Source organism: Aminobacter niigataensis (assembly GCF_014200015.1).
Taxonomy (GTDB): domain Bacteria; phylum Pseudomonadota; class Alphaproteobacteria; order Rhizobiales; family Rhizobiaceae; genus Aminobacter; species Aminobacter niigataensis.
This window is the reverse complement of the sequence record NZ_JACHOT010000008.1, coordinates 19591-44708: the sequence shown is the minus strand read 5'-3', so window position 1 is coordinate 44708 and position 25118 is coordinate 19591. Positions and strand designations below refer to the sequence as shown.

At 64.2% G+C, this 25118-nt stretch carries 21 protein-coding genes; 3 read left to right on the top strand and 18 right to left on the bottom strand.

Annotated features, from left to right (window positions below):
- Nucleotides 1-2: 2 nt before the first annotated feature.
- Both GGQ99_RS22255 and GGQ99_RS22250 read right to left on the bottom strand, forming a co-directional pair.
- Nucleotides 3-1004: a Gfo/Idh/MocA family protein gene (locus tag GGQ99_RS22255; RefSeq protein ID WP_183264214.1), complete on the bottom strand. Its 1002-nt coding sequence runs from the start codon at nt 1002-1004 to the stop codon at nt 3-5.
- Nucleotides 1001-2038, bottom strand: coding sequence for a LacI family DNA-binding transcriptional regulator (locus GGQ99_RS22250; RefSeq protein ID WP_183264213.1), 1038 nt, complete (start codon nt 2036-2038; stop codon nt 1001-1003). Before GGQ99_RS22250 ends, GGQ99_RS22255 begins: the two co-directional genes overlap by 4 nt.
- Nucleotides 2039-2356: 318 nt before the next feature.
- Between GGQ99_RS22250 and GGQ99_RS22245 the strand changes: the two genes are divergently transcribed.
- Nucleotides 2357-3523, top strand: a complete 1167-nt coding sequence (locus GGQ99_RS22245) for a dihydrodipicolinate synthase family protein (RefSeq protein ID WP_183264212.1) — start codon at nt 2357-2359, stop codon at nt 3521-3523.
- A 4-nt stretch (nt 3524-3527) separates the two neighbouring features.
- Here the strand turns inward: GGQ99_RS22245 and GGQ99_RS22240 are convergent, their stop codons facing one another.
- The 16 genes from GGQ99_RS22240 to GGQ99_RS22165 all read right to left on the bottom strand — a co-directional run bounded on the left by GGQ99_RS22240 (nt 3528) and on the right by GGQ99_RS22165 (nt 22742).
- Nucleotides 3528-4016 carry an ester cyclase gene (locus GGQ99_RS22240; RefSeq protein ID WP_183264211.1) on the bottom strand — a complete coding sequence of 163 codons (489 nt, stop codon included), beginning with the start codon at nt 4014-4016 and terminating at the stop codon, nt 3528-3530.
- Nucleotides 4017-4192: 176 nt separating this feature from the next.
- A complete protein-coding gene (locus GGQ99_RS22235) occupies nt 4193-5620 on the bottom strand; it encodes a gamma-aminobutyraldehyde dehydrogenase (protein ID WP_183264210.1) in 1428 nt (475 codons plus the stop codon).
- A gap of 123 nt (nt 5621-5743) precedes the next feature.
- Nucleotides 5744-6559, bottom strand: coding sequence for an ABC transporter permease (locus GGQ99_RS22230; RefSeq protein ID WP_183264209.1), 816 nt, complete (start codon nt 6557-6559; stop codon nt 5744-5746).
- A complete protein-coding gene (locus GGQ99_RS22225) occupies nt 6549-7520 on the bottom strand; it encodes an ABC transporter permease (protein WP_183264208.1) in 972 nt (323 codons plus the stop codon). Before GGQ99_RS22225 ends, GGQ99_RS22230 begins: the two co-directional genes overlap by 11 nt.
- Nucleotides 7517-8515 carry an ABC transporter ATP-binding protein gene (locus GGQ99_RS22220; protein WP_183264207.1) on the bottom strand — a complete coding sequence of 333 codons (999 nt, stop codon included), beginning with the start codon at nt 8513-8515 and terminating at the stop codon, nt 7517-7519. Before GGQ99_RS22220 ends, GGQ99_RS22225 begins: the two co-directional genes overlap by 4 nt.
- 212 nt (nt 8516-8727) lie before the next feature.
- Nucleotides 8728-9882 (bottom strand): ABC transporter substrate-binding protein, encoded by a 1155-nt coding sequence (locus GGQ99_RS22215; RefSeq protein ID WP_108607053.1) that lies wholly within the window; start codon nt 9880-9882, stop codon nt 8728-8730.
- 228 nt (nt 9883-10110) lie between these two features.
- Nucleotides 10111-11022, bottom strand: a complete 912-nt coding sequence (locus tag GGQ99_RS22210; protein ID WP_108607052.1) for a LysR family transcriptional regulator — start codon at nt 11020-11022, stop codon at nt 10111-10113.
- Between the two features lie 975 nt (nt 11023-11997).
- Complete coding sequence (locus GGQ99_RS22205; protein ID WP_183264206.1) at nt 11998-13062, bottom strand: ABC transporter ATP-binding protein; 1065 nt, start codon at nt 13060-13062, stop codon at nt 11998-12000.
- Between the two features lie 19 nt (nt 13063-13081).
- Complete coding sequence (locus GGQ99_RS22200; protein ID WP_108607049.1) at nt 13082-13873, bottom strand: ABC transporter permease; 792 nt, start codon at nt 13871-13873, stop codon at nt 13082-13084.
- Nucleotides 13870-14664 (bottom strand): ABC transporter permease, encoded by a 795-nt coding sequence (locus GGQ99_RS22195; protein ID WP_404801274.1) that lies wholly within the window; start codon nt 14662-14664, stop codon nt 13870-13872. The genes GGQ99_RS22200 and GGQ99_RS22195 overlap by 4 nt, the downstream gene beginning before the upstream one ends.
- 187 nt (nt 14665-14851) lie before the next feature.
- Nucleotides 14852-15958 carry an ABC transporter substrate-binding protein gene (locus GGQ99_RS22190; protein ID WP_108607047.1) on the bottom strand — a complete coding sequence of 369 codons (1107 nt, stop codon included), beginning with the start codon at nt 15956-15958 and terminating at the stop codon, nt 14852-14854.
- 238 nt (nt 15959-16196) lie between these two features.
- On the bottom strand, nt 16197-17369 hold the full coding sequence (locus tag GGQ99_RS22185; RefSeq protein ID WP_183264205.1) for an iron-containing alcohol dehydrogenase: 1173 nt from the start codon (nt 17367-17369) through the stop codon (nt 16197-16199).
- Nucleotides 17370-17407: 38 nt separating this feature from the next.
- Nucleotides 17408-18796, bottom strand: a complete 1389-nt coding sequence (locus GGQ99_RS22180; RefSeq protein WP_183264204.1) for an aldehyde dehydrogenase family protein — start codon at nt 18794-18796, stop codon at nt 17408-17410.
- A gap of 70 nt (nt 18797-18866) precedes the next feature.
- On the bottom strand, nt 18867-20237 hold the full coding sequence (locus GGQ99_RS22175) for a glutamine synthetase family protein (RefSeq protein WP_183264203.1): 1371 nt from the start codon (nt 20235-20237) through the stop codon (nt 18867-18869).
- Between the two features lie 104 nt (nt 20238-20341).
- A complete protein-coding gene (locus GGQ99_RS22170) occupies nt 20342-21901 on the bottom strand; it encodes an amino acid permease (RefSeq protein WP_108607043.1) in 1560 nt (519 codons plus the stop codon).
- Between the two features lie 19 nt (nt 21902-21920).
- Nucleotides 21921-22742: an N-formylglutamate amidohydrolase gene (locus tag GGQ99_RS22165; protein WP_183264202.1), complete on the bottom strand. Its 822-nt coding sequence runs from the start codon at nt 22740-22742 to the stop codon at nt 21921-21923.
- Between the two features lie 169 nt (nt 22743-22911).
- Here GGQ99_RS22165 and GGQ99_RS22160 point away from each other — a divergent pair, with 169 nt between their 5' ends.
- Both GGQ99_RS22160 and GGQ99_RS22155 read left to right on the top strand, forming a co-directional pair.
- Nucleotides 22912-23739, top strand: a complete 828-nt coding sequence (locus GGQ99_RS22160) for a MurR/RpiR family transcriptional regulator (protein WP_108607041.1) — start codon at nt 22912-22914, stop codon at nt 23737-23739.
- Nucleotides 23740-23961: 222 nt separating this feature from the next.
- Entirely contained in the window at nt 23962-25116 is a 1155-nt protein-coding gene (locus GGQ99_RS22155; protein ID WP_183264201.1) for an efflux RND transporter periplasmic adaptor subunit, read from the top strand.
- The last annotated feature ends 2 nt before the right edge of the window (nt 25117-25118 follow it).

The window sequence follows — 25118 nt, the reverse complement described above, 5'->3', positions numbered from 1 at the left end:
GGTCAGAGCCCCGCCTCGATGGCGACCGCCTTGCCGGTCGCAGCCGACTTGACCACGGCAAGTCCGGTCGCCAGCGACCACACGCCGTCCTCGCCCGTCGCCGAGGGCGTGCCCTTGCCGGCGACAGCGTCATGGAACGCCCGGAGTCCCGCTTCGTAGAGATTGTGCTGGTCCAGCTTGAGCTCGTGTTCGCCCTCGGCATTGCGCAGCACGACCGAACCGACAGGCTTCTGCGTCATCACGTTGCGCGCGATCAGCGATCCCTCGGTGCCGTGTACCTCGAAACCGGTCTCGGCGAACTTGGTGGTGAAGGCGTCATGGAACTGGGCGACCAGACCCGACTTGAAACGAAGCACACCCATGACGGCGTCTTCCAGCCCCGCCTGCCCCATGCCACCCGCCTGGCTGAAGGCGATTGCCTCGACCGGATCGTCGTTCAGCACGAAGCGCAGCGTATCAGTGTCGTGCACCGTGATATCGAGGATGACGCCGCCGCCAGCTTGCGGCTTGTCGAGGCGCCAGCCCTGCAGGTGCGGCGGCAGGTAGACAGCGTGGAAAACGCGTGCGGCGAGCGGCTTGCCGATACGGCCCGCAGCAATCGCATCGCGCATCGCACGATGGCTCGCCGCGTTGCGCAGGTGGTGGTTGGTGCCCATCACCACGCCAGCCTCGCGCGCGGCCTTCACCATCGCCAACGCGTCGTCGAGCGTCAGCGCCAGCGGCTTCTCGCACAGCACGTGCTTGCCGGCCTTTGCCGCAGCAATTGCCTGTTCCAGGTGCAGTTCGTTGGTGGTCGAGATATAGACCGCGTCGATGCCGGGATCGCCGACGATGCCGTCGAGCGACGTCACCGACTTCGCGATTCCATTCGCCTCCGCATAGGCGCGGCCGCGTTCGGCGTTGGTGCTCATCACCGAGACGACCTCGCCGCCGGTCGCGCGGATGGCGCCGATGACCCATTCCTTGGCGATGGTGCTCGCCCCGATCAGACCCCAGCATGTCATGCCGTAAGCTCCCTAACCCGTTGCGGCGCACCGCAGCTTTCGCGCACCACCAGCCGTACCGTCGCCACCAGCGCCTCGGCGTCGAAATCGCCGGCGTTGATCTGCTTGAGCAGGAGCTGTGCTGCCCGCCGGCCCATGCCTTGCGGATCGACCGAAACGGTGGTCAGCGCCGGCACCGCCGTCTTTGCCTCGATCACGTCGTCGAAGCCGATGACGCCGAAGTCGACTCCCGGCTCGATGCGGGCGCTGCGCAGGCCGTCGCAGGCGCCGAACGCCACCGCATCGTTGAAGCACAATGCCGCCGTCGGCCGGTCGGCCATCGACAGCAGCCGCTCGACCGCCACCACGCCGCCCGCGCGCGACGGCGCCGAGCTGATCACCAATTCGTCCGAGGCATCGAGACCGGCCTCCAGCAGCGCATCGCGGAACCCACGCATGCGCTCGTCGAAGACAGCCGTGTCGTTGAAGCCCCCGAGAAAGGCGATGCGGCGATGCCCGAGTTCTATGAGATGACGCACCGCAGCCATGGCACCGGCATGTCCGTCGGAGACCACCGACGACACCTTGAGCCCCGGCACGTTGCGCGCCACAAGCACCACCGGAATGCCGCTATCGACCAAAGGCCTGAGGTCGGCGGCAGTGGTGCCGCGTGCCGGCGACAGGATCAGCCCGGCCATGCCGTGCTCGCGCATCGAGGCGATCACCTCGCCCTGGCGGTCGGCATTTTCCGACGTGTTGGCCATGAACTGGATATAGCCGGCCGACTGCACCACCATATCCATGCCGACGGCCAGCTCGGCAAAGAAGCTGTTGGTCAGGTCGTTGACGACGATGCCGACGATCTTCGATTTCGACTGCCTGAGATTGGCAGCACCCCGGTTGTAGACGTAGCCGAGTTCGCGAATGACGGCGCCGACCCTGGCGCGCGTCACCTCGTTCACCAGGGAGCTGCCCTGGAGGACGAGCGAGACGGTCGACTTCGACACGCCGGCGGCGCGCGCAACATCGACAACTGTCACCTTCGCCTGCTTCAAACCGATCCTCCCGAGGGAACGTTCTTGGCTCCCATTTCCGAGTCCAATAATTGGAACGTTCCAAACTGTCAAGCATTGAAGAACCCGAACGCTGCCGTTTTCACAAAGAGCGAACGACAGGCGCACGGCCACCGAAACGCCAAAATTGTACACAATTCGACATTTCAAACGATTTACTACACTTGAATAGCGTTCAACCGCTTCGACGCCCCGCATCACCGGCAAGTCGATCCGCACAACCGCTCGGGGTCCCAAAATTCCAACTTGAAATTTGGAACGATCTAAATTACGAGATTCAGCCGATCAGGGGAGGAACCCATGGCCAAGGCAGTGAAACTTCCGCGGGCGGACCGCTCGATCGAGACCTACGCGCTTGTCGGCACGCCGACAGAACGGCCTCAAGCGGCACCTGTTTTCAACCGCATCGCCTATGCGGCGGCCCATGTCGTCTCCGACCCGTGGGCCGACGCCACCCCTTGGACCAGCCCGGCCATCGACTGGGATGCGACGATGGCCTTCCGCCATCACCTCTGGTCGCTCGGCTTCAGGATCGCCGAGGCGATGGACACCTCGCAGCGCGGCATGGGGCTCGACTGGGCCGGTGCGCAGGAGCTGATCCGGCGCTCGCTCACCGAAGCTCGCACGGTTCCGGGCGCCGACCTCGCCTGCGGCGCCGGCACCGACCAGCTCGACAAGCGCGATGCGCGATCGCTCGACGACGTGATCGCTGCCTATGAGGAACAGCTCGACTTCATCGAAAAGCATGGTGGCCGCTCGATCATGATGGCCAGCCGCGCGCTTGCCCATGTCGCCACCTCGCCCGACGACTACAACAAGGTTTATGGCCGTATCCTTGGCCAGGCCAGGGACAAGGTGGTGCTGCACTGGCTGGGCGACATGTTCGACGCCGAACTCGCGGGCTATTGGGGCAGCACGCGTTTCGAGGACGCACTCGACACGGTGCTCGCCATCATCCGCGACCACAAAGACAAGGTCGAAGGCATCAAGATCTCGTTGCTCGACCAGTCCTGTGAGGTCGAACTGCGCCGCCGCCTGCCCGAAGGCGTGATCTGCTTCACCGGCGACGATTTCAACTATGCCGCCTTGATCGAGGGCGACGGCACGCACCACAGCCATGCCCTGCTCGGCATTTTCGACGCAGTCGCGCCGCAGGCGTCCAAGGCTCTGGCGGCACTGGCCAAAGGCGACCTCGCCACTTTCCGTGGCACCATCGAGCCGACGGTGCCGCTGTCGCGGAAAATCTTCGAGGCGCCGACGCAATACTACAAGGCCGGCGTCGTCTTCCTCGCCTGGCTCAATGGCCACCAGAGCCATTTCACCATGCCTGCCGGCATGCAGTCCGCGCGAGGTGCGGTGCACTACGCTGACATCTTCCGCCTGGCCGACCAGGCCAATGTGCTCGACAAGCCAGACCTCGCCGTTGAGCGGATGACAGCCTTCATGACCCAGTACGGCATCGCCTGACCGGCTACATCAGCCCAAGCTGCTTGTAAAAGCCGAGCGCGTCGTAATAGTCGCTCTGGCTGGCGATCTTCCCGTCCTTGACCGAGAACATCGAGGCACCGGTGATGGCGAATTTCTTGCCGGTCGCCTTGGTGCCATCGGACCAGTCGCCGGTATTGGTGCCGGAGAACTCCCATTCGAACGACACGCGGTCATCCTGCACCACCGGCGCACCCTTCATCTGCCAGACGGCGTCCGGAACGGCGGTCAGAAAATTGTCGATGACGCCGGTTTTTGCGGCATCCTTGCCTTCGACCGGCTTGCCGACCGAGGCGTCATAGTAGGTGACATTGTCGGCGAGATGCTCGGCTGCCTTGGCGGAGTCATGCGCGTTCCAGGCGGCGAGATAGGCTTCGACCACGGCCTGCGGCGTATCCTGCGCCAGCGCGACTGAAGGGACCGCTGCGAGGAGCGCTGCTACTGCTGCGGATGCGAGAAACTGACGGCGGTGCATGTCTTTTCCTCCCAAGTTGAACGGCCTCACCTTCTCCCCTTGCGGGAGAAGGCGGCCGAGCGAAGCGAGGTCGGATGAGGGGTGTTGGCCGCAGCGACCCCTCACCCGGATTGCCAACCTCGCCGCAAGCGGCTCGGGGCAATCCGACCTCTCCCACAAGGGGAGAGGTCAAAAAGTTACCCATGCGCGATCATCACGTGGCGCACGGCGGTGTAGTCCTCCAGCGCATAGACCGACATGTCCTTGCCGTAGCCGGATTGCTTGAGGCCGCCATGCGGCATCTCGTTGGTCAGCATGAAGTGCGTGTTGATCCAGGTGCAGCCATATTGCAGCCGTGCCGCCGTCGACATGCCGCGCGAGATGTCCTTGGTCCAAACCGACGACGCCAGGCCGTAGTCGCTGTCATTGGCCCAGTTGATTGCCTCGTCGACGTCGGAGAAGCGCGTCACCGACACCACCGGCCCGAACACCTCGCGGCGCACGATCTCGTCTTCCTGCAGCGCGCCGGCGACGACGGTTGGCTGATAGTAGAATCCGCCGCCCTCGCCCGGTTTGCCGCCGGTGGTGATATCGATGTGCTTGAGCTCCGAGGCGCGCTCGACGAAGGAAGCGACGCGGTCGCGCTGGCGCCTGGAGATGAGCGGACCGATCTCGTTTTCGGTGTCGTCGGCCTGGCCGAAGCGGATGGTCGACACAGCAGACGACAGGTCGGCGACGAGCTTATCGTAGACCTTCTTGCCGGCATAGATACGGCAGGCCGCCGTGCAGTCCTGGCCGGCATTGTAGTAGCCGAAGGCACGCAGGCCGCTGACCACGGCGTCGATATCGGCATCGTCGAAGACGATCACCGGCGCCTTGCCGCCGAGTTCCAGATGCGTGCGCTTGACCGACTTGGCCGCCGCCTGCAGCACCTTCTTGCCGGTGGCGACGTCGCCAGTGATCGAGATCATGCTGACGGCAGCATGGTTGATCAGTGTGTTGCCGACGCTTTCGCCGCGGCCAAGCACGACATTGACCACGCCCTCGGGCAGCACGTCGGCAAGGATTTTCGCCAGCTTCAGCGCCGTCAGCGGCGTTTGCTCGGAAGGCTTGAAGACGACCGTGTTGCCGCCGGCGATTGCCGGTGCCAGCTTCCACGCCATCATCATCAGCGGATAGTTCCACGGCGCGATCGAGGCGACGATACCCACAGGGTCGCGGCGGATCATCGAGGTATGGCCGGGCAGGTATTCGCCGGCCACCAGCCCCGGCATCGAGCGCACCGCACCGGCAAAGAAGCGGTAGCAGTCGACAATGGCCGGAATCTCGTCATTGAGCACGGCATTGATCGGCTTGCCGCAATTGAGCGCTTCAAGCTTGGCAAAGCCTTCCGCCTCGGCCTCGATCCGGTCGGCGATCTTGAGCAGATAACCCGAGCGTTGCGCCGGGGTGGTCTTGGACCACGTCACGAACGCCTTCTGTGCCGCCGCGACTGCCGCCTCGATCTGCGCCGGCGAGGCCTCCGGCAGGCTGAGGATCGTCTCGCCGGTACGCGGGTTGAGGATCGCTTCTTCCGTCTCGGTTCCGCGCTCGAACTTCGAGCCGATCAGCATTTGGGTGTCCATGTAAGTTCTCCCTGGATCAGTGTCTTTGGAGGGCGAATAGGGAGTAGCGAATAGCGAGTAGAAACAAACGATCGAACAGATCCTATCCGCTACTCGCTACTCGCTACTCCCTATTCGCTGTTGTCATTTTCCCGCCCCGGCGATCTGGTCGCCTTCGCGGGTCAGGTAATAGGCGGCGAGGATCGGCAGCAGGGTCGCCAGAACCACGATCATGGCAACGACATTGGTGACCGGGCGCTGGCGCGGCCGCACCAGTTCCTCGAGCATCCAGATCGGCAGCGTCTGCTGTTGTCCGGCGGTGAAGGTGGTGACGATGACCTCGTCGAACGACAGCGCGAACGCCAGCATGCCACCTGCCAGAAGTGCGGTGCCGATATTGGGCAGGATCACGTGCCTGAACGTCTGGAACCCGTCGGCGCCGAGGTCCATCGAGGCCTCGATCAGCGAGCCCGAGGTGCGGCGGAACCGCGCCACCGCATTGTTGTAGACGACCACGACGCAGAAGGTCGCGTGGCCGAGCACGATCGTCCAGAACGAGAACGGGATCTCCGCCAGGCTGAAGGCCGAGCGCAAGGCGATGCCGGTGATGATGCCGGGCAGCGCGATCGGCAGGATGACCAAAAGCGAGATCGCCTCACGGCCGAAGAACCTTGTCTGGCTGACGGCGGCGGCACACAACGTGCCGAGCACCAGCGCAATCGCCGTCGAGATCGCCGCGACCTGCACCGACAGGCCGAGCGCCTGCCAGACATCGGGCCGTGCCCAGGTGGCCGCGAACCACTGCGTCGTCAGCCCGGGCGGCGGCCACTGGTAGCTCTTCTCCTCCGTCGTGAAGGCATAGACGAAGATCAGCAGGATCGGCAGGTGCAGGAAGGCAAGCCCTGCGGCAGCCGCGATCTTGAGGCCGCGCGGAGCCGATTGCGAACGGTCAGAGCGCATCGAAGGCTCCCATGCGTTTAGCGCCCCAGAGGTAGAAACCCATGATGACGATGGGCACCACGGTGAAGGCGGCGGCGAGCGGGATGTTTCCGGCGGTTCCCTGCTGGGCATAGACCGCCTGGCCGATGAACAGCCTGGACGTGCCGATGATCTGCGGGATGATGTAGTCACCGAGCGTCAGCGAGAAGGTGAAGATCGAGCCGGCGACGATGCCCGGTAGCGCCAGCGGGAACAGCACGTTGCGGAAGGTCTGGCCCGGCGACGCCCCGAGATCGGACGAGGCCTCGACAAGGTTGCCGGGCACGCGTTCGAGGGCGGCCTGAATCGGCAGGATCATGAACGGCAGCCAGACATAGACGAAGACGATGAAGGTGCCGGTGAACGAGACCGACAGCGAGTTGCCGCCGACCACAGGCAGTGACAGCCAGCTGTCGAGCAGCCAGGACAGGTGCAGCTTGGCGAACAGCCAGGTCAGGATGCCTTCCTTGGCGAGGATAAGCTTCCACGCGTAGATCTTGACCAGGTAGCTCGACCACAAGGGCAGCATGACGCCAAGATAGAACAGCGCCTTCCATTTGCCGCGGGCATAGCGCGCCGCGTAATAGGCGATGGGGAACGCGACGACGGCAGAAGCCAGCGTGACCAGTGCCGCCATGGTTACCGTGCGCACGATGATGTCGAGATTGGCCGCCTGGAACAGGTCGCCATAAGTCTTGAGCGTCAGCTCTCGGCTGATCAGCCCGGAGAACTCGTCGATCGAAAAGAAGCTCTGCGCCAAGAGCGCGATCAGCGAGCCGATATAGACGACGCCGAGCCAGAGCAGCGGCGGCGCCAGCATCAGGAACAGCAGCAGGCCCGGCCGGCGCCACAGCAGGTCCGACAACGACCCGGCGAAACCGCCACGCTTGGGCAGGATCGCGGCAGCCACGTCGGTCGCCCCGGTGACAGCCTGGACGCTCATGCCTGCTCCTCCATCAGGTGGAGCTGGTCGCGGTTGAAGCTGAGCATGACATGCTCGCCATCGTCGGGCAGCGAAGCGCCGGCCGGCACCGTGGCGTGCAGCCGGAGGCCATCGGCATCGAGCGCCAGCTTGGTGGCCGCACCCAGATAGTGCCGCGACAGGACGCGGGCGGCGACGCCATCGCCGCTCTTGTCGCGACCGACGCGGATCTGTTCCGGCCTGAGGCTGCCCCAGCGGCGCTGGCCGGCATAACGCTGTACGAAATCGGGCGGCAGCACGTTGGACGAGCCGACGAAATCAGCGACGAAGCGCGACGCCGGGCGCTGGTAGATGTCCTCCGGCGCGCCGACCTGCATGATGCGGCCGTCGTTGAAGACCGCGACCCGGTCGGCCATAGACAGCGCCTCGCCCTGGTCGTGCGTGACGAAGACGAAGGTGATGCCGAGCGCCTTTTGCAATTGCTTGAGCTCTTCTTGCATGCTCTCGCGCAGCTTGAGGTCGAGCGCGCCGAGCGGCTCGTCGAGCAGCAGCACCTTGGGCTTGTTGACCAGCGCACGCGCCAGCGCCACGCGCTGCCGCTGGCCGCCGGACAGCTGGCCCGGCTTACGGCTGCCATAGCCCGGCAGTTGCACCAGCTTGAGTGCGTCCTCGGCGGCGCGGTGGCGTTCGTCCTTTCCCATGCCCCTGACCATCAACCCGTAGGCGACGTTGTCGAGCACGTTGAGATGCGGAAACAGCGCGTAGTCCTGGAACACCGTGTTGACGTTACGCCGGTAAGGCGGCACGCCCTCGGCGCGCTCGCCGAAGATCGAGATACTGCCCGATGTCGGCTGCTCGAAGCCGGCGATCAAACGCAAGCAAGTGGTCTTGCCCGAGCCAGACGGTCCCAGCATGGCGAAGAACTCGCCAGGCTTGATCTCGAGGTCGACAGCATCGACCGCGCGCACCGCGCCGAAATGGCGGGAGGTCTTTTGAAAGGCGACTGCTGGGGTCATCGTCTCAGGCTTTCGATGTCTGGGCCATGCAAGCCCGGGCGATATGCCCTGGCCATGGCTGCGCATCCGGCCGACCCACGGCCGCCGATGCTTGTCTGCCGCCGCCGTCAGGCGGTCATTTCAGGTCGGTTGGTGCCCTCCGCCCCCTCTCCCCACGGGGAGAGGGTTGGCCGCAACGCGGCCTGGCGAGGGGACATCGTTCGTTGCTGGCCTCAGCGGCCGCCGATCACGCCGATATAGTCCGAGACCCAGCGATAATAGGGTACGCACTGGTCGTTCTGGCTGGCGCATTTCGACACCGGCGTCTTCCAGAACTTGATCCTGGCGAAGTCCTCGAAGCCGTTGGTCTTGCAACCCTCGTCGGTGAGCAGCGCGTTGCCCTTGCAGGCGGCTGGTACTGCCGGGTTCGAGCCGAACCAGGAGGCAAGATCGCCCTGCAGCTTGGGGTTCAGCGAATGCTCGAGCCACATATAGGCGCAGTTGGGGTTGGCGGCTTCGACATGCATCATCGTCGTATCGGCCCAGCCCGTGGCACCCTCTTCCGGGATGGTCGAGGCGATCGGCTGCTTCTCCGACTTGAGCAGGTTGACCTGGAACGGCCACGAACCGGAAGCGACGACGCCTTCGTTCTTGAAGTCGTCGATCTGGATCATGGCATCGTGCCAGTAGCGGCCGGCCAGCGTGCGTTGCACGCGCAGCAGATCAAGCGCTGCCTTGTACTGGTCCTCGTTGAGCTCGTAGGGATCCTTGATGCCGAGATCGGGTTTGTGCGCCATCAGGTAGTTGGCGGCGTCCGCAATATGGATCGGGCCGTCATAGGCCTGGACGCGGCCCTTGTTGGGCTTGCCGTCGGGTAGGTCCATCGGCTCGAACACGACGCTCCAGCTCTTCGGCGCTTCCTTGAACACGTCGGTGTTGTACATCAAGACGTTCGGGCCCCACTGGTAGGGCACGCCGTAATGCTGGCCGTCGACGGTGAACCACGGCGCATCCTTGAGGCGCTCGTCGACGGTCGACCAGCTCTTGACGAGGTCGGTGTTGATCGGCTGGACACGCTTGCCGGCGACGAGGCGGAGCGAGGCGTCGCCCGAAGCGGTGACGAGGTCGAAGCCGCCCTCGTTCATCAGCGCGACCATTTCGTCGGAAGTGGCGGCGGTCTTGACGTTGACCTTGCAGCCCGACGCCTTCTCGAAATCACTGACCCAGTCGTAATTCTTGTCGGTCTCGCCGCGCTCGATGTAGCCCGGCCAGGCGATGATGTTGACCTGGCCCTCGGCCTTGCCGATCTCCTTGACCTGCGCCACCGCCTGGCCGGAAAAGCTGCAAGCCAAGGCGATTGCCGTGCAGGATTTCAGAAATGCCTTCATCACGATCCTCCCATGTGCAGGAACCGCTCTCTCATCGGCGGTGTTGCCCTGAAACGAAAGGTGCGGCGAAAGCGCAGGTTTCGCAAATTCATTCGAAAGAAGGGTGATATCGGTTTTTCCGATACCCAGAGCGCCGCGCGTCCGTTCGGACGCGCAAAGGACGCTCTGGCACTTTGTAGCTACGCATCGTGCTTTGCGAAGATCGAGCCCGATTTTCGCGCCGGCACGTCAAAGCTTCTGGCGGACGGTCCGCTGCGCCTGGGCGATGCCGATGAAATCGCGCGCTGCCGCCGGCAGCGACGAGCCGCGCCGCCACACCATGCCGACCTGTACCACCGGCAGCGAGCCGGAGACGTCGCGCGACTCGATGCGGTCGCCTTCGAGCGACCACGGCCGGTAGACGAGGTCGGGCAGCAGTGCCACCCCTGCCCCGGTCGCCACCAGCGAACGCACCGCCTCGACCGAACGCGTGCGGAAGGCGACATGCGGCTTGGCGCCGATGGCCGAAAGCAGCTTGCCGGTGTTCTCCTCGATCTCGTCGACCGACAGCATGATCAGTGGCTCCGATGCGATGTCGCCGACGCTGATGATCTCGGCGGAGGCCAGCGGATGGCCGAGCGGCAGCCACAGCCGGTAGGCCGAGACCTCGAGAATCTCCGATTGCAGCGCCATGCGGTCGCGCAGATTGGAGGTGACCATGACGGCGAGGTCGAGCTTGCCGCCGACCAGAAGGTGCTCGAGATAGTCGCCATTGTCCTCGATCGCCGAGATCTCGACCGCCGGATGGGCACGACGGTAGCGCGCCAGCAGGTCGGAGAGCACGTAGCCGGCGACCAGCGAGGTCACGCCGAGCTTGAGCTGGCCGGTGGCTGTCGCTTGCCCGCCGAAGAAGGTGCGCCGCGCGTCCGACACATCGGCCAGGATCTTGGTGGCGTGGCGCAGGAACTGGTGGCCCTTGTGGGTAATGTTGAGCCCGCGCGGATGGCGCTCGAACAGCTCGACGCCGAGATCGCCCTCCAGCTCCTTGATCGCCTCGGTGACCGACGACTGCGAGATCGACAGGTTCTGCGCCGCGCGTGAGATCGTGCCCTGCTCGGCGACGGCGACGAAGAACTGAAGCTGACGAAGCGTGAAGGCCATGGCGGGAGTAGACAGGGCGGCGGGGAATTTGGGAAGAGGCCGGCGTTCCCTTCTCCCCTTGTGGGAGAAGGTGCCCCGAAGGGGCGGATTAGGGGTGTTGGACGGAGTGAGGCGTTCAGATTGTGCGCTATTATCTCTTCTCCAGCTTCTCATTGCTTCCAACACCCCTCATCCGTCTTGGTGCTGCACGCCAATCCACCTTCTCCCACAAGGAGAGAAGGTCAGGTTCTCGCCTTGCCACGCCCCGTTTCCGGTCTGGCCATCGTGATGAAAAGGTTCGGGCAGCGGGGCGCGAGGCCCTGCCTGCCGATAGTTTGATCCACGCGGGATGGTGACAGAGCTCCTGACAAGCAAGCCGGTTCTGCACCGCAGCAGCAATTGCCACTTCACGGCATGGATCCCCGGGTCTCCGCACGTCGCTTCGCTCCTGCTCCGCCCGAGGATGACGAAGGCATTGGGGCTCGCGGCTAATCGTCAACGTCGGTGACTGCAGAGAGCTCCGGCTCTTGTTCTTGCGTAGCTCTCAATTGCGAGGACTCCCTGCCAAGGGCCAACCTTGGAGACTAGCCGAAAGCCACCATGCCTTCGTCATCCTCGGGCGGAGCAGGAGCGAAGCGAACTGCGGAGCCCGGGGATCCATGCCGTGACCGTCCCGTCTAGCTGACCGTGCAGAAAAAAGCCGCCGCGATCCTTCGTTCCCCTCTGGCCTGCCGGCCATCTCCTCCACAAGGAGGGAGATTACGCCGTCATCGGCACCGCAGCCAATCGCCAAGATCGCAAGACTTGTCCTTGCGGTGTTGCAGGATATGCCCTGCAGGCGACGCGGCTATTCTCCCTCCCTGTCGGGCGCGACGGCGAAAAATCGCGGTGACCGTGGAAAACGTCTCCTCGCGGGACTGCGAAACAGCATCAGCCACCAAAAGCAGCAGGCGGGAAAATCCCGCCTCACACAATCGATGATCCGTCTGAGACAGATTAATGCAGCACCAGCACGTCGCCGGAGGAGAAGCTGATCTCGGTCTTTTCGCCGACGACCGGTGGCGGGCTGTTGGGGCTGTTGAAGGTGTCGAGCGACACGACGCTCTGGCCGACGCCGACGCGGACGCGGATGACCGAGCCGAGGAAATGCACGTCGGCGATCTGGCCGGTGAGGTTCGAATCGTTGCCCGCCTTGCGGCCGAGCGAGATCGCCTCGGGCCGCAGCGCCAGCGACAGCGTGTCGCCGGCCTTGGAGCCGTTGAGCTTGCCCTTGAGGCCGATCTCCTCGGCGTTGATCGTGACCGTGCCGGACGCGGCGTCGCTGATCGTGCCTTCGAGCACGTTGAGCGTGCCGACGAAATTGGCGACGAACTTGGTCGAAGGCCGGTTGTAGATCTCGAACGGCGTGCCGGTCTGATCGGCGCGGCCTTCGTTCATCACCACAATGCGGTCGGACATCGACAGCGCCTCTTCCTGGTCATGGGTGACGAAGATGGTGGTAATGCCGAGCTTTTTCTGGATGGCGCGGATTTCCTCGCGCAGCGACAGACGCACCTTGGCGTCGAGCGCCGACAGCGGCTCGTCGAGCAGGAGCAGCTTGGGCTTGGGCGCCAGCGCGCGCGCAAGTGCAATGCGCTGCTGCTGGCCGCCGGAGAGCTGGTAGGGATAGCGGTCGCCGAAATCGGGCAGCTTGATGATGTTGAGCATCTCGGCAATGCGGGCATCCGCCTCGGCCCTCGGCATGCCGGCCACCTTGAGGCCGAAGCCGATATTCTGGGCAACCGTCAAATTGGGAAACAGCGCATAGGCCTGGAACACCATGCCGATGTGGCGCTGGTTCGGCTTGAGGCCGGTGACGTCCTTGCCCCCAACGAAGACCTTGCCAGCCGAGGGCTCCTCGAAGCCGGCGACGATGCGCAGCATGGTGGTCTTGCCGCAGCCCGACGGCCCGAGGAAGGAAACGAACTCGCCGGCGCCGACGTCGAGATTGAAGTCCTTGACGACGGCGACGTTGCCGAACGACTTCTTGACGTTCTGGATGGAGAGGAAGGGATCGGCCATTGGCTTTTGCTCTTCTTGTTCAGTTCGGGCGATTTGCCGACTTCGGCGCGAAACGGGCGAGGATCTGGATCACCGACATGCAGCCCCAGGTGATGGCGAAGGCGATGACAGCAAGCGCCGCCGGCTCATAGGCGCGGTTGGCGCCGATGTTCTGCAGGTACGGACCGAAGGCCGGGCGGTTGAGCAGGCTCGCCAGCGTGAACTCGCCGATGACGATGGCGAAGGTCAGGAAGGCGCCCGACAGAACCGCGATCAGCACGTTGGGCAGGATGACGCGGGCGATGATCGTCGTCCACCCGGCGCCGAGGATCTGGGCCGCCTCGGTCAGCGTGCGCACGTCGATGGTGCGCAGGCCGGTGTCGACGGCGCGGTACATGTAGGGCAGCGCCAGCGTGGCGTAGCCGATGACCAGCAGCGCATCGGTGCCGCGCGCCGTGCCGAGGAACGGCAGCGGCGAGTTGGAGCCGTACATCCTGATATAGCCGAAGACGATGACGATCGCCGGGATGACCAGCGGCAGCAGCGTGATGAACTCGACGACCGGCCTGAGATGCGGCATGCGCAGCCGGATCCAGTAGGCTGTCGGCACCACGAGCAGGACGCCGAGCAGGATGGTGAACACGGCCACCGTCACCGAATAGGCGAAGGTCTCCTGGAAGCGGCTGTCGCCGAGCACGACGCGATAGGCGTCGAAGGAATAGACGCCGCGCCGCATGCGCAGCGAGAACTCGAAAGTGGCGATCAGCGGAATGAAGAAATAGGCGGTGCCGATGGCAAAGACGAGCCAGGCCCAGAAGCGACCGGTCTTCATTTGAGCCACCTCTCGCTGCGGGTGCGAAACCAGATGTAGAAGATGTTGGCGAGGCCGGTGACGACAATCATGCCGAAAGCCAGCGCATAGCCGAGGTGCGGGTTGTGCAGCACGTCGCCGCGGATCTGCGCATAGAGCTTGATCGGCACGATGTTGAGCGACGAACCGGTGAAGGCATAGGCCGTGGCAATCGCCCCGAAGGCGTTGGCGAACAAAAGGATGACGGTGCCGAGGAAGCTCGGCCACAGCACCGGAATGACGACCATGCGCCAGTATTGCCAGGTGGTGGCGCCGAGCGTGGCTGCCGCCTCGCCCCACTCGCGCTTGAGGCCGTCGATCGCCGGCGTGATGATGACGATCATCAGCGGGATCTGGAAGAACAGATAGACGATGATCAGGCCCCACGACGTGAGCACGTTGAAGCCCATCGCGTAGATGTTGATGCCGAACACGTCGCGCAGGATGACGGTGACGAGGCCGAGGCGGCCGAGCGTCGCGAGGAAGGCGAAGGCCAGCGGCACGCCGGCGAAATTGGAGGCGACGCCGGAAAACGTCATGGTCGACGAGCGCACCCACCTGGGCAGGCCGCCGCGCACGATGGCAATCGCCATGGCGAGGCCGACGAAGGCGCCGATGGTGGCCGACCAGAAGCTGATCTTGATCGACACCCAGTAGGAGTCGCGGATCGACTGGTCGGTGAAAAGCTGGCGAATGTTGTCGAGCGTGTATTGGCCCTGATCGTTCTGGAAGGCGCCGACGACGAGATAGAGCGTCGGCAGGATCAGGAACATCAGGGCGAAGATGAAGAACGGCGCGACACCGAGCCAATGGGTCGGCAGGCGGAAGCCGCTCTTCGCCTCCGGCGGCGCGGAGCGCGCGGCATCAGCCGTGGTGGATATGCTGGCTTGGGTCATCGGGCCGCCGTATCGAGAGAAAATGCGGGCGGCCGCAAAGCCGCCCGCGATGGCAATTGCTCAATTACTGAACGTTGGCGCCGACCACGGCATCCCACTGCTTGGTGATCGCTTCCTTGCCCTTGGCCTGATCGTCGAGCGTCGGGAACACGGCCTGTTCATAGGCGGCGGCCGGCGGCAGCTTGTCGAGCATCTCCTGCGGGATCTTGCCGTTCTTGGCGAGATCGTTGAAGCGGATCGGGTGGCAATAGCCCTTCAGCCAGCCGAGCTGACCTTCGTCGGAATAGAGATACTCCATCCATAGCTTGGCAGCGTTCGGATGCGGTGCATAGGCGCTGATCGCCTGGACGTAGACGCCGGCGACGACGCCCGACTTCGGAACGACGACCTCAACCGGCGGGTTGCCGTTGAGGGTGTCGCGACCAGCAAGGGCGTTGTAGTCCCAGGTGATCAGGATCGGGGTCTGGCCCTGGGCCAGCGTCGCCGACTTGCCGATGACCGGCACGAAGTTGCCCTTGGCGTTCAGTTCCTTGAAGAAGGCGAGGCCCTTCTCGGCGGCCGAAGCGGCGTCGGTGGCACCCGAGCCCAGGCCGGCGGCGTAGACGCCCTGGATCGCCTGGTTGGACGCACGCGGATCGCCGGCAAGCGCGACCGAGTTCTTGTATTCGTCCTTGAGCAGGTCGGCCCAGTCGGCCGGTGCGTTCTTGACGAGGTCCTTGTTCACTTCAAACGACAGCACGCCGTAATAGTCGCCGTACCAGAAGCCGTCAGCGTCCTTGGCGGTGTCGGGGATCGAGTCCCAGGTCGCGACCTTGTAGGGCTGGATCAGGCCGTCGGCCTTGGCCTGCGGGCCGTAGGAGAGGCCGACGTCGATGACGTCAGGCGCCTGCGGGCCCTTGTTGTCCTTGTTCGCCTTGATCGCCTCGATCTCGTCGCTGGAGCCCGCGTCGGGGTTCAGCTCGTTGACGGTGATCTCGGGATACTTCTTCTTGAAACCATCGATGACGGCGCCGTAGCCGCACCAGTCGTGTGGCAGCGCAATCGTGGTCAGCTGGCCCTCCGCCTTCGCGGCGGCTTCGAGCGCGGCCATATCCTGGGCCGACACGATTGCCGTCGTCACCATCAGCGACGCCGCGCTTAGGGAAAGCACTTTCCCTGCAAACTTGAACATGTGTTCTCTCCGTTGAACTGACGCCATGAGACGCCTGCGATGCGGTAATGGCTTCATGTGACAGTCACATGAAAGTTCCATGAAGCCACCGCCCGCAGTGGAAAAAAGTTAACTACTTTTAATCGGTTGTCGCAATCGTCGCCGTTGTTTACCGGCTAATTAAATTCCGCATGCCTTCCCAAGCCCCTCCCTCTATTTTGCCGACTATAGAAATCAGGAATACCTCCCTGCACTAGTCTCAAACCGTCCCTTCGATGGCGTTTTCAAGCAAGCCGAGCGCGGCCTTCTTGGTGAGCTTGACCGGGTTGCCGCCAGCGGTCGGATCGACCACGGCCATGTCGGCGATCAGGCCCTTGCGTTTCTTGTCCATGTCGAGGCCCTTGATCAGGCCCGGCAGCGCGTGCGGCACCTTGAGTTCCTTGCGCAGCTTGATGACCGCCTTGGCGAAACCGTCGAACCCGCCCTTGATGCCGCAATAGGCGGACAGGCGCGCGATGCGCTCCTCGATGGCGTCGCGGTTGAAGGCGAGCACATATGGCATGAACACGGCATTGGTCATGCCGTGATGGGTGTCGTAGAGCGCGCCGATCGGGTGCGACAGCGAGTGGATCGCGCCAAGGCCCTTCTGGAAGGCGGCGGCACCCATGGCGGCAGCGCTCATCATGTGGGCGCGGGCGGTCAGGTCCTTGCCGTTGGCGAAGGCCTTGGGCAGGTTCTCGAACACCAGCCGGATGCCTTCGACGGCGATGCCGTCGGCCATCGGATGGTAGCCCGGAGCGCAGTAGGCCTCGAGGCAGTGGGCAAGCGCGTCCATGCCGGTGCCGGCGGTGATGAAGGACGGCATGCCGACCGAAAGCTCGGGATCGGCAATGACGATGGCCGGCAGGAGCTTGGGATGGAAGATGACCTTCTTGGTGTGGGTCTCTTCATTGGTGATGACGCCGGCGCGGCCGACTTCGGAGCCGGTGCCGGCGGTGGTCGGCACCGCGATGATCGGCGCGATGGCGTCGGAATTGGCGCGGGTCCACCAGTCGCCGACATCCTCGAAATCCCAAACCGGAAGCGTCTGCCCCGCCTGGAAGGCGATCAGCTTGCCCAAGTCGAGCGCCGAGCCGCCGCCGAAGGCGATGACGCCGTCATGCTTGCCCTTCTTGAACACCGCGATGCCGGCGGTGAGGTTCGATTCGACCGGGTTCGGCTTGACGTCGGAGAAGACGCCGTAAGGCACCTTGGCGTCATCGAGTATCTTCAGCGTGCTGGCTACGACCGGAAGTTTGGCGAGGCCCGGATCGGTGACGAACAGCGGCTTCTTGATGCCGGTGGCGGCAAGCACGTCGGGCAATTCGGAGATGCGGCCGGCGCCGAAGCGCACGGTGGTCGGGTAGTTCCACTTGGAAACGAGTTTGGACATGTCTTCGCTTTCAGAAAATCAGATGAGCTTTTGGGAAATCAGATGGTTTCGCGCAGGTGATACGACTTCGGCCGGGTCAGGTTGTCGTAGCCGATCTGCGACAGGGCGGCGCCCTTGCCGGTGTCCTTGACGCCGGTCCAGACGAGTGCCGGATCGAGATAGTCGCAGCGGTTCATGAACACGGTGCCGGTCTCGACGCGGTCGCCGATGGCGATGGCGTGCTCGGTGTCGGCGGTCCAGATCGAGGCGGTCAGGCCATAGGGGCTATCGTTCATCAGCGCGATCGCCTCTTCGTCGTTGCGCACCTTCATGATGCCGACGATAGGGCCGAAGCTTTCCTCGCGCATCACCGACATCTGATGGTCGACATTGGTCAGCACCTCGGCCGGCAGGTAGGGCGAGCCGGCCTTGTCCTGGGCATCTTTGGTGTTCATGTGGGCGACGGCACCCTTGCGCAGGGCTTCCGCCTTCTGCTCGCGGATGAAGTCGGCAAATCGCGCCTGCGCCATCGGCCCCATGGTCGTCGCCTGCTCCAGCGGATTGCCGAGCACATAGCTCCTGGTCTCGGCGATGAAGCCCTCGACGAACTGGTCGTAGACCTTCTCGTGGACGTAGACGCGCTCGATGCCGCAGCAGCACTGGCCCGAATTGAAGAAGGCGCCCTCGACGAGGTTGGCGACGGCATGGTCGAGCTTGGCGTCGGGCAGCACATAGGCCGGGTCCTTGCCGCCGAGTTCGAGGCCGAGCGTCATGAAGGTGCCTGCCGCGGCCTTCTCGATGGCGCGGCCGCCGGCCACCGAGCCGGTGAAGTTGACGTGGTCGATCTTGCCCGAGGCGAGCAGCTTCTCGGTCTGGGCGTGGTTGAGCACGACGTTCTGGAACACGCCCTTCGGCAAGCCGGCCTTGTCGAAGGCCTGCTGGAAGCGCTCGCCGACGAGCAGCGTCTGGGCGGCGTGCTTGAGGATGACGGTGGAGCCGGCCATCAGCGCAGGCACGATGGTATTGACGGCCGTCAGGTACGGATAGTTCCACGGCGCAACCACCATGACGACGCCGAGCGGATCCTTGCGGACATAACGGCGGAAGCCGTCCTTGGGATTGGAGGCAGGCACCGGCCGAAGCGCCTGTTCGGCAATCTCGACCATGTAGTTGGTGCGTTCCTTGACGCCGCCGAACTCGCCGCCATAGCGGGTCGGCCGGCCCATCTGCCAGGCGATCTCGGGCACGATCTCGTCGCTCATCGCCACGAGGTTTTCGAGCATGGCGAGCATGTACTTGCCGCGTTCGGCGATCGAGGTCTGGGCCCAGGCGACCTGGGCGGCGCGGGCGCGCTCGACGGCGGCGCCGACCGCCTTGTCCTCGGCAAACGGGCGCTCGACATAGATCGAACCGTCGATGGGGGATTTGAGCTTGACCGTTTCGGTCATTTTTTTGGTCCTTCCAGTATTCAAGTCCCTCTGGCCATCGGCCGGAGGGTGTCAGTGGGTGGTGATGACTTTAGTACCGCTCGAAACCACGGTGCAATTCCCAGTCGGTGATGCGGCGGTCGTATTCGAACTGCTCCCAGCGCGCGGTGTGGACGTAGTGCTCGACGACGTCCTCCCCCAGCGCCTCGATCAGCATCTTCGACGATGCCAGGGTCTCGGTGGCATCGCGCAGGGTCTTCGGAATTTCGGGCAGGCTGGCCGCCTGATAGGCATCGCCGACAAACGGCTTCTGCAGCTCGAGCTTCTCGTCGATGCCGGCGAGGCCGGCGGCAATCAGAGCGGCAAAGGCGAGATACGGGTTCAGGTCGGCGCCGCCGATGCGGCACTCCATGCGGATGCCCTTGGTGCCCTCGCCGCACAGGCGGAAGCCGGCGGTGCGGTTGTCCTCGCTCCACATGATCTTGGTCGGCGCGAACGTGCCGGCCTGGAAGCGCTTGTAGGAGTTGATGTAGGGCGCCAGGAACCAGGTGAACTCCTTGGCGTATTTGAGCTGGCCTGCGGCCCATTGCTGGCCGAGCTTGGACAGCGTCCACTCCGCACCCTTGTCGAAGAACAGCGGCGTCTTGCCGTCGGCGCTCCACAGCGAATTGTGGATGTGACTGGAGTTGCCGGCGAGGCCGTAATTGTATTTGGACATGAAGCTGATCGACTTGCCTTCGCTAGCAGCGATCTCCTTGGCGCCGTTCTTCAGGATGACGTGCCGGTCGGCCATTTCCAGCACTTCGGCGTAGCGGACGTTGATCTCTTCCTGGCCCGGGCCCCACTCGCCCTTGGAATTCTCGATCGGAATGCCCGCGGCTTCCATCTCGTTGCGAAGCCGGCGCATGACGCCCTCTTCCTTGGTGGTGATGCCGATCAGGTAGTCCCCGATATAGGGCGATGCTGTGTCGAGGTTCTGCCAGTGCTTGGCGCGGGCCGAATCGTAGGTTTCGGAGAACAGGTAGAATTCGAGCTCGGATGCGAAATAGGCGAGATAGCCGCGCTCCTGCAGCCGCTTGACCTGCTTGCGCAGGATCCCGCGCGGCGAATGCGGCAGGTCCTCATGTGTATGGTGATCCTGCAGGTCGCAGAGCAGCAGCGCCGTCTTTTCGAGCCAAGGCACGTTTCGGATCGTGTTGAGGTCGGGCTTCATGACGAAGTCGCCATAGCCTTTCGACCAGCTTGCCGCCTTGTAGCCGGGCACCGGCTCCATATCGATGTCGTTGGCCAGCAGGTAGTTGCAGCCATGCGTCTCGTCGTAGGCGGATTCGACGAAGTACTTGGCCAGGAAGCGCTTGCCGACCAGACGGCCCTGCATGTCGACGGCACAGGCGAGGACCGTGTCGATCTCGCCCGAGGCAACAGCCTTCTTCAACTGATCGAAAGTAAGATTTCCAGCCATTTTTGTTCCGCTCCGGGCGATGCCGCTTCAGGTTTTCGGGATGATCGAGATGGTGAAACGAGACGTGGCCGGCGCTTGGCCGGCCACGGCCATGTCGAGGACTGTCAGTGTCCGGTTTCGCCCACGGCGCGCTCGGCCGCAGCGATCTCGGCGGCACGCTTGGCCACCTCGTCGCCGATCGGCGGGCCCTGGAAGCGGCCGCGCTCGAACACGAACCAGACGATGCCGGTAACGACCAGGAAGCCGACGGTGATGTAGAGCGCCCAGTCGTTCGGCGGCTGGATGCCGAGCACGAAGATCAGCACCATGGCGATGATCGACAGCACCGCAAACAGCTTGAAGGTACCTTCGCCGAGATCCCACGGACCCATCTTGTCCCACTTCGAAGTGCCCCAGGCCATCAGGCCAAGCGCGATCGGAATGGTGAAGGAGAAGAACAGGAAGATGACCGTGCAGGCGACGACGATGGTGTAGACCGGCGTCTCGCCGATGGAGACCAGCGACGAACCCCAGACGAACAGCACGGCCAGGATCGAGCCGGTCCAGATTGCCGCGACAGGCGTGCGGTAGGTCGGGCTGACCTTGGCCAGTGCCTTCGAGCCCGGCAGGCCGCCGTCACGCGAGAAGGCGAAGATCATGCGCGACACCGACGTCACCGTCGCCAGGCCGCAAAGCCACTGGGCGACGAAGATGGCAAGGTACAGGATGTCCTTCACCACCGGATTGACCTGCTGTTCCATGCCCCAGAAGAACACGTTCCAGCCCTGCTTGGCGGCTTCGTCCATGCTCGGCAGCATCAGCACGAACGAGCACAGCATGATGTAGCCGAACAATGCCGACCACAGCACTGAGCCGACCATGGCGCGCGGCACCGAATGTGCGGCCTTCAGCGTTTCCTCAGAAGTGTGCGCCGAGGCGTCGTAGCCGGTGATGGTGTAGATCGGCAGCAGCAGGCCGAGCATGAACACCCACATCGACGAGTTGGCAGGCCAGACATTGCCACCCGCTTCGCCCGAATAGTTGGCGAAGGTAAACAGCCTGGAGATCTCGTAGCTGTCGGCGGCTGCCAGGCAGACCAGTGCCAGCGCAATCGCGGTTGCGAAGATCAGGTAGCCGGAGAAGTCGGTCAGCCTGGCCGTGAGGCCGATGCCCATGTGGTTCACCAGCGCCTGCAGGCCGGTGATGATGGCCAGGAAGATGATGCGCGTGGTGGTGGTGTCTTCGAGCCCGAGATAGGTCGTGCCGAAGGCGCCCATGAAGAAGTAGTAGGTGCCGACATTGATGGCGCCGAGCACGGTGACGAGGCCGAGCAGGTTGAACCAGGCGGTCAGCCAGCCGGTGAAGCGGTTGCCGAGGATCGAACCCCAGTGATAGAGGCCGCCGGCCGTCGGATAGGCCGAGCTGATCTGGGCCATGGCGACGGCGAAGACCAGCGACACGAAGCAGCCCAGCGGCCAGCCGATGCCGATCGCCGCGCCGCCGGCACCGGAGGTGGCCTGCGCCAGCGAGTTGATGCCGCCGGACAGGATGCAGATGATGGAGAAGGAAACGGCGAAATTGGAGAACTGGCTCATTCTCCGTTCGAGTTCCTGGGCATAGCCCATGCTGTGCAGGACTTTGACGTCCTCGCTCTTGTCGTGATCGGAATAACCAGGCGATGTCATTTTGAATGTCCCCTTGTTGTTATGCCTTTGTCTGCGCTGCGCGACCGCTGCCCGACCCGAATGGGACAGCTTCGCCCGCTTCGGGTTCGAGTTCGGCAAAGATGCCCGTGAGCAGATCCGCCCATTTCCGCTGCCCGGCCTGCGCCGAAATTTCGTCGTTGCGGATTTCGATCATCGCGCACGCCAGGCCGCGCGACCTGCCGTGGTGTTCCAGCGTGAAGTAGACGCGGTCGGCCGGCGAGTACGGCTCGTTGACGCCGACGGTGACGCCGGCGAGTTGCTGCAGCGCCGCGACCAGCGGCGCGGCGAGCCGGGCGTCCTCGTCATGGATGATGCCAATGTGCCAGGGGCGCGAAACGCCCTTGTAGACCGGAGTGAAGGAATGGACAGACACCAGTCTCGTCTCCCGCCCTTCGCGGCGCCGCTCCGAAACAATCTCGTCGATCGCTTCGTGGAACGGCTGCCATGATAGCGCGATTCGCGCCTCGCGCTGAGTGGCCGAAAGCCCTGCGTTGCCGGGGATGACGGTGGTCTCGCTGATCTCGGGGATCAGGTCGGGGGCGCCGATCGGACGGTTGCAGTCGATGGCGAGGCGAGAGACGCAGGACTCGACCAGCGTCGCGTCGAGGCCCTCGGCCATGCGCCGCGACACCGGCAGCGCGCCCGGATCCCAGGCGATGTGGCGCAGCATTTCCGATGCATCGAGGCCGAGCGGGCCGACGCTCGCGGGCAAATGGTTGGAGGCGTGGTCGCAAAGGATGACGTAGGGGCTGCGCCCGTCCCGGTTTGTCACCCGGACAGCATTCGAAATGGCGCGCGCGGCTACCTTCGCTGTTCCCATTCTTTCATCCCCAGGGCGTATCGTATGTTACGTATTTTTGTTCATTGCGCCCGTATGGATGATTTCATACACATCATGAGAGTTTGTCAAATGCCATTTGAAGGCATGCACCGGACTGAGCGCTGTGCCAGAACAGGGCGAGCGGTGCAGGACCGAGACGGGGAGACGAATGGTTTCGAGCGTTGCCGAACTGATCACTGAAAGGATCGACACCATGCCCGCCGGCGAGCGCCGCGCGGCGCAGACCCTGATCGCCTCCTACCCGCTGATCGGGCTCAAGACGGTGGCGGAATTTTCCCAGCAGGCGGGCGTCTCGTCGCCGACGATCCTGCGGTTCGTCGCCCGGCTCGGCTTCCAGAACTATCCCGAGTTCCAGTCGGCCCTGCAGGACGAATTGGCAGCGCAGTTGCAGTCTCCGGCCTCGCGCACGACGGCGACGCAGTCGCCCCTGCCCGCCTCGACCGCACCGATCCTCGAAGCCGTGCTCGAAAACATCCGCGAGACCTTCCGGCATATTTCGGATCGGCAACTGACCGATATCGTCGCCCAGCTCGCCAATCCGAAGGCGCATGTCTACCTGGTCGGCGGTCGCTTCACCGATCCCTTGGCGCGCTACATGGCCGCCCACCTCAACCTGATCCGGCCGAATGTCAGCCATCTCGTCGGACAGGAAAGCCTGTGGCGCGACCGGCTGATCGACATGGGCAAGCGCGACACGCTGCTGATCTTCGACATCCGCCGCTATCAGGACAGCCTGATCCGCCTGGCCGAGAAGGCGCACAACAGGGGCACGACCATCATCCTGTTCACCGACCAGTGGCTGTCGCCGATCGCGCGCTTTGCCCGCCATGTCGTCGCCGGCCGTACCGCCGTGCCTTCGGCCTGGGACTCATCTGCGGCCCTGTTCGTCGCCGCCGAAACGCTGATCGGCGCGCTGACGCGAAAGCTCGAAACCGAGGGTGCCAAGCGCATCCGCGCGATCGAGGATCTGCGCTGAGGCCGAGCGCCAATCCTGCAAAGATTACGCAGATTTAATGTGCGGCAGTTGGAGAATTGCCATAAGTCTCCGCTATCGAACTAGGCTATGATACGCGGCTGAACAGGCCTGACGCCGAAGAGCGATTTTGTATGCGCCGCGCAGCGAAGGCTGCGCCGAGCGCAACGATCGAAACGCCACGTGTTCCCAAAGCGGAACGAAACGCAGCAGACCGGAGTACGCATGGCCGCCTGGAAGCAGATTGTCTTGGCAACCGTCATTGTGCTCGCCGCAGCCGCCGGCTGGGTGCTGTTCGTCCCGGGTTCGCGCGACGTGCTGGCCAGCTGGGGCATCGACTGGGCGCGGGCCGCGACGGAAAAGGCCGAGCAGGCGAGCGGCGGCAATGGCCGCCAGGGCGGCGGCCGTGGCGGGCAGGCGCAGACTCCCGTCGTCACACAGCCGGTAACCACAGGCACCATCAACGACCGGCTGTCGGCGATCGGCACCGGCCGCGCGCTGAACTCCGTGGTGATCAATCCTTACGCCTCCGGCCGCCTGACCGAGATCGCGGTCGAGGCCGGCGAGAAGATCGAGGCCGGCGGGGTCGTGGCCAGGCTCGATGCCGATTCCGAAGAAATCGCGCTCGAGCGCGCCCGCATCGCACAGGGCGACGCCGAGGCCTCGCTGGAGCGCATCAAGGCATTGCGCGCCACCAACACTGCGACGAACGTCCAGCTCAAGGAGGCTGAACTCGCCGTCGAGAACGCCCGCCTCGCCGTACGCGACGCGGCCCTTGCACTCGACCGCCGCACCATCACGGCTCCCATCGCCGGCATTGTCGGAATCCTGCCGGTCGAGGCCGGCAACTACGTCACCAGCCAGACGACGATCGCCACCATCGACGACCGCTCGCGCATCATCGTCGACTTCTGGGTGCCTGAGCGCTTCACCGGGCTGATCGCGGTCGGCGCGCCGCTGACCGCCAATTCGGTCGCGCGCCCGGGCCAGGTCTTCAACGGCGTGGTCAGCGCCGTGGACAACAGGCTCGAAGAGCAGAGCCGGACGCTGCGCATCCAGGCCCGTCTCGACAATGACGGCGACCTGCTGCGGGCCGGCATGTCGTTCCAGGTCGTCATGCAGTTTCCCGGCGACACCTTCCCCTCCGTCGATCCGCTGGCGATCCAGTGGGGCGGCGACGGCGCCTTCGTCTGGGCGCTGGCCGGCGGCAAGGCCAAGCGTGTGCCGGTTCGCATCATCCAGCGCAACACCGACAGCGTGCTGGTCGAGGCAGCGCTGGTGCCGGGCGACCAGGTCGTCACCGAAGGCATCCACACCGTCCGCGAGGGCGCCGAACTTCTCATCGCCGGCAGCGAAGCTGCCACGCGCAGCGGCTCCTGAGC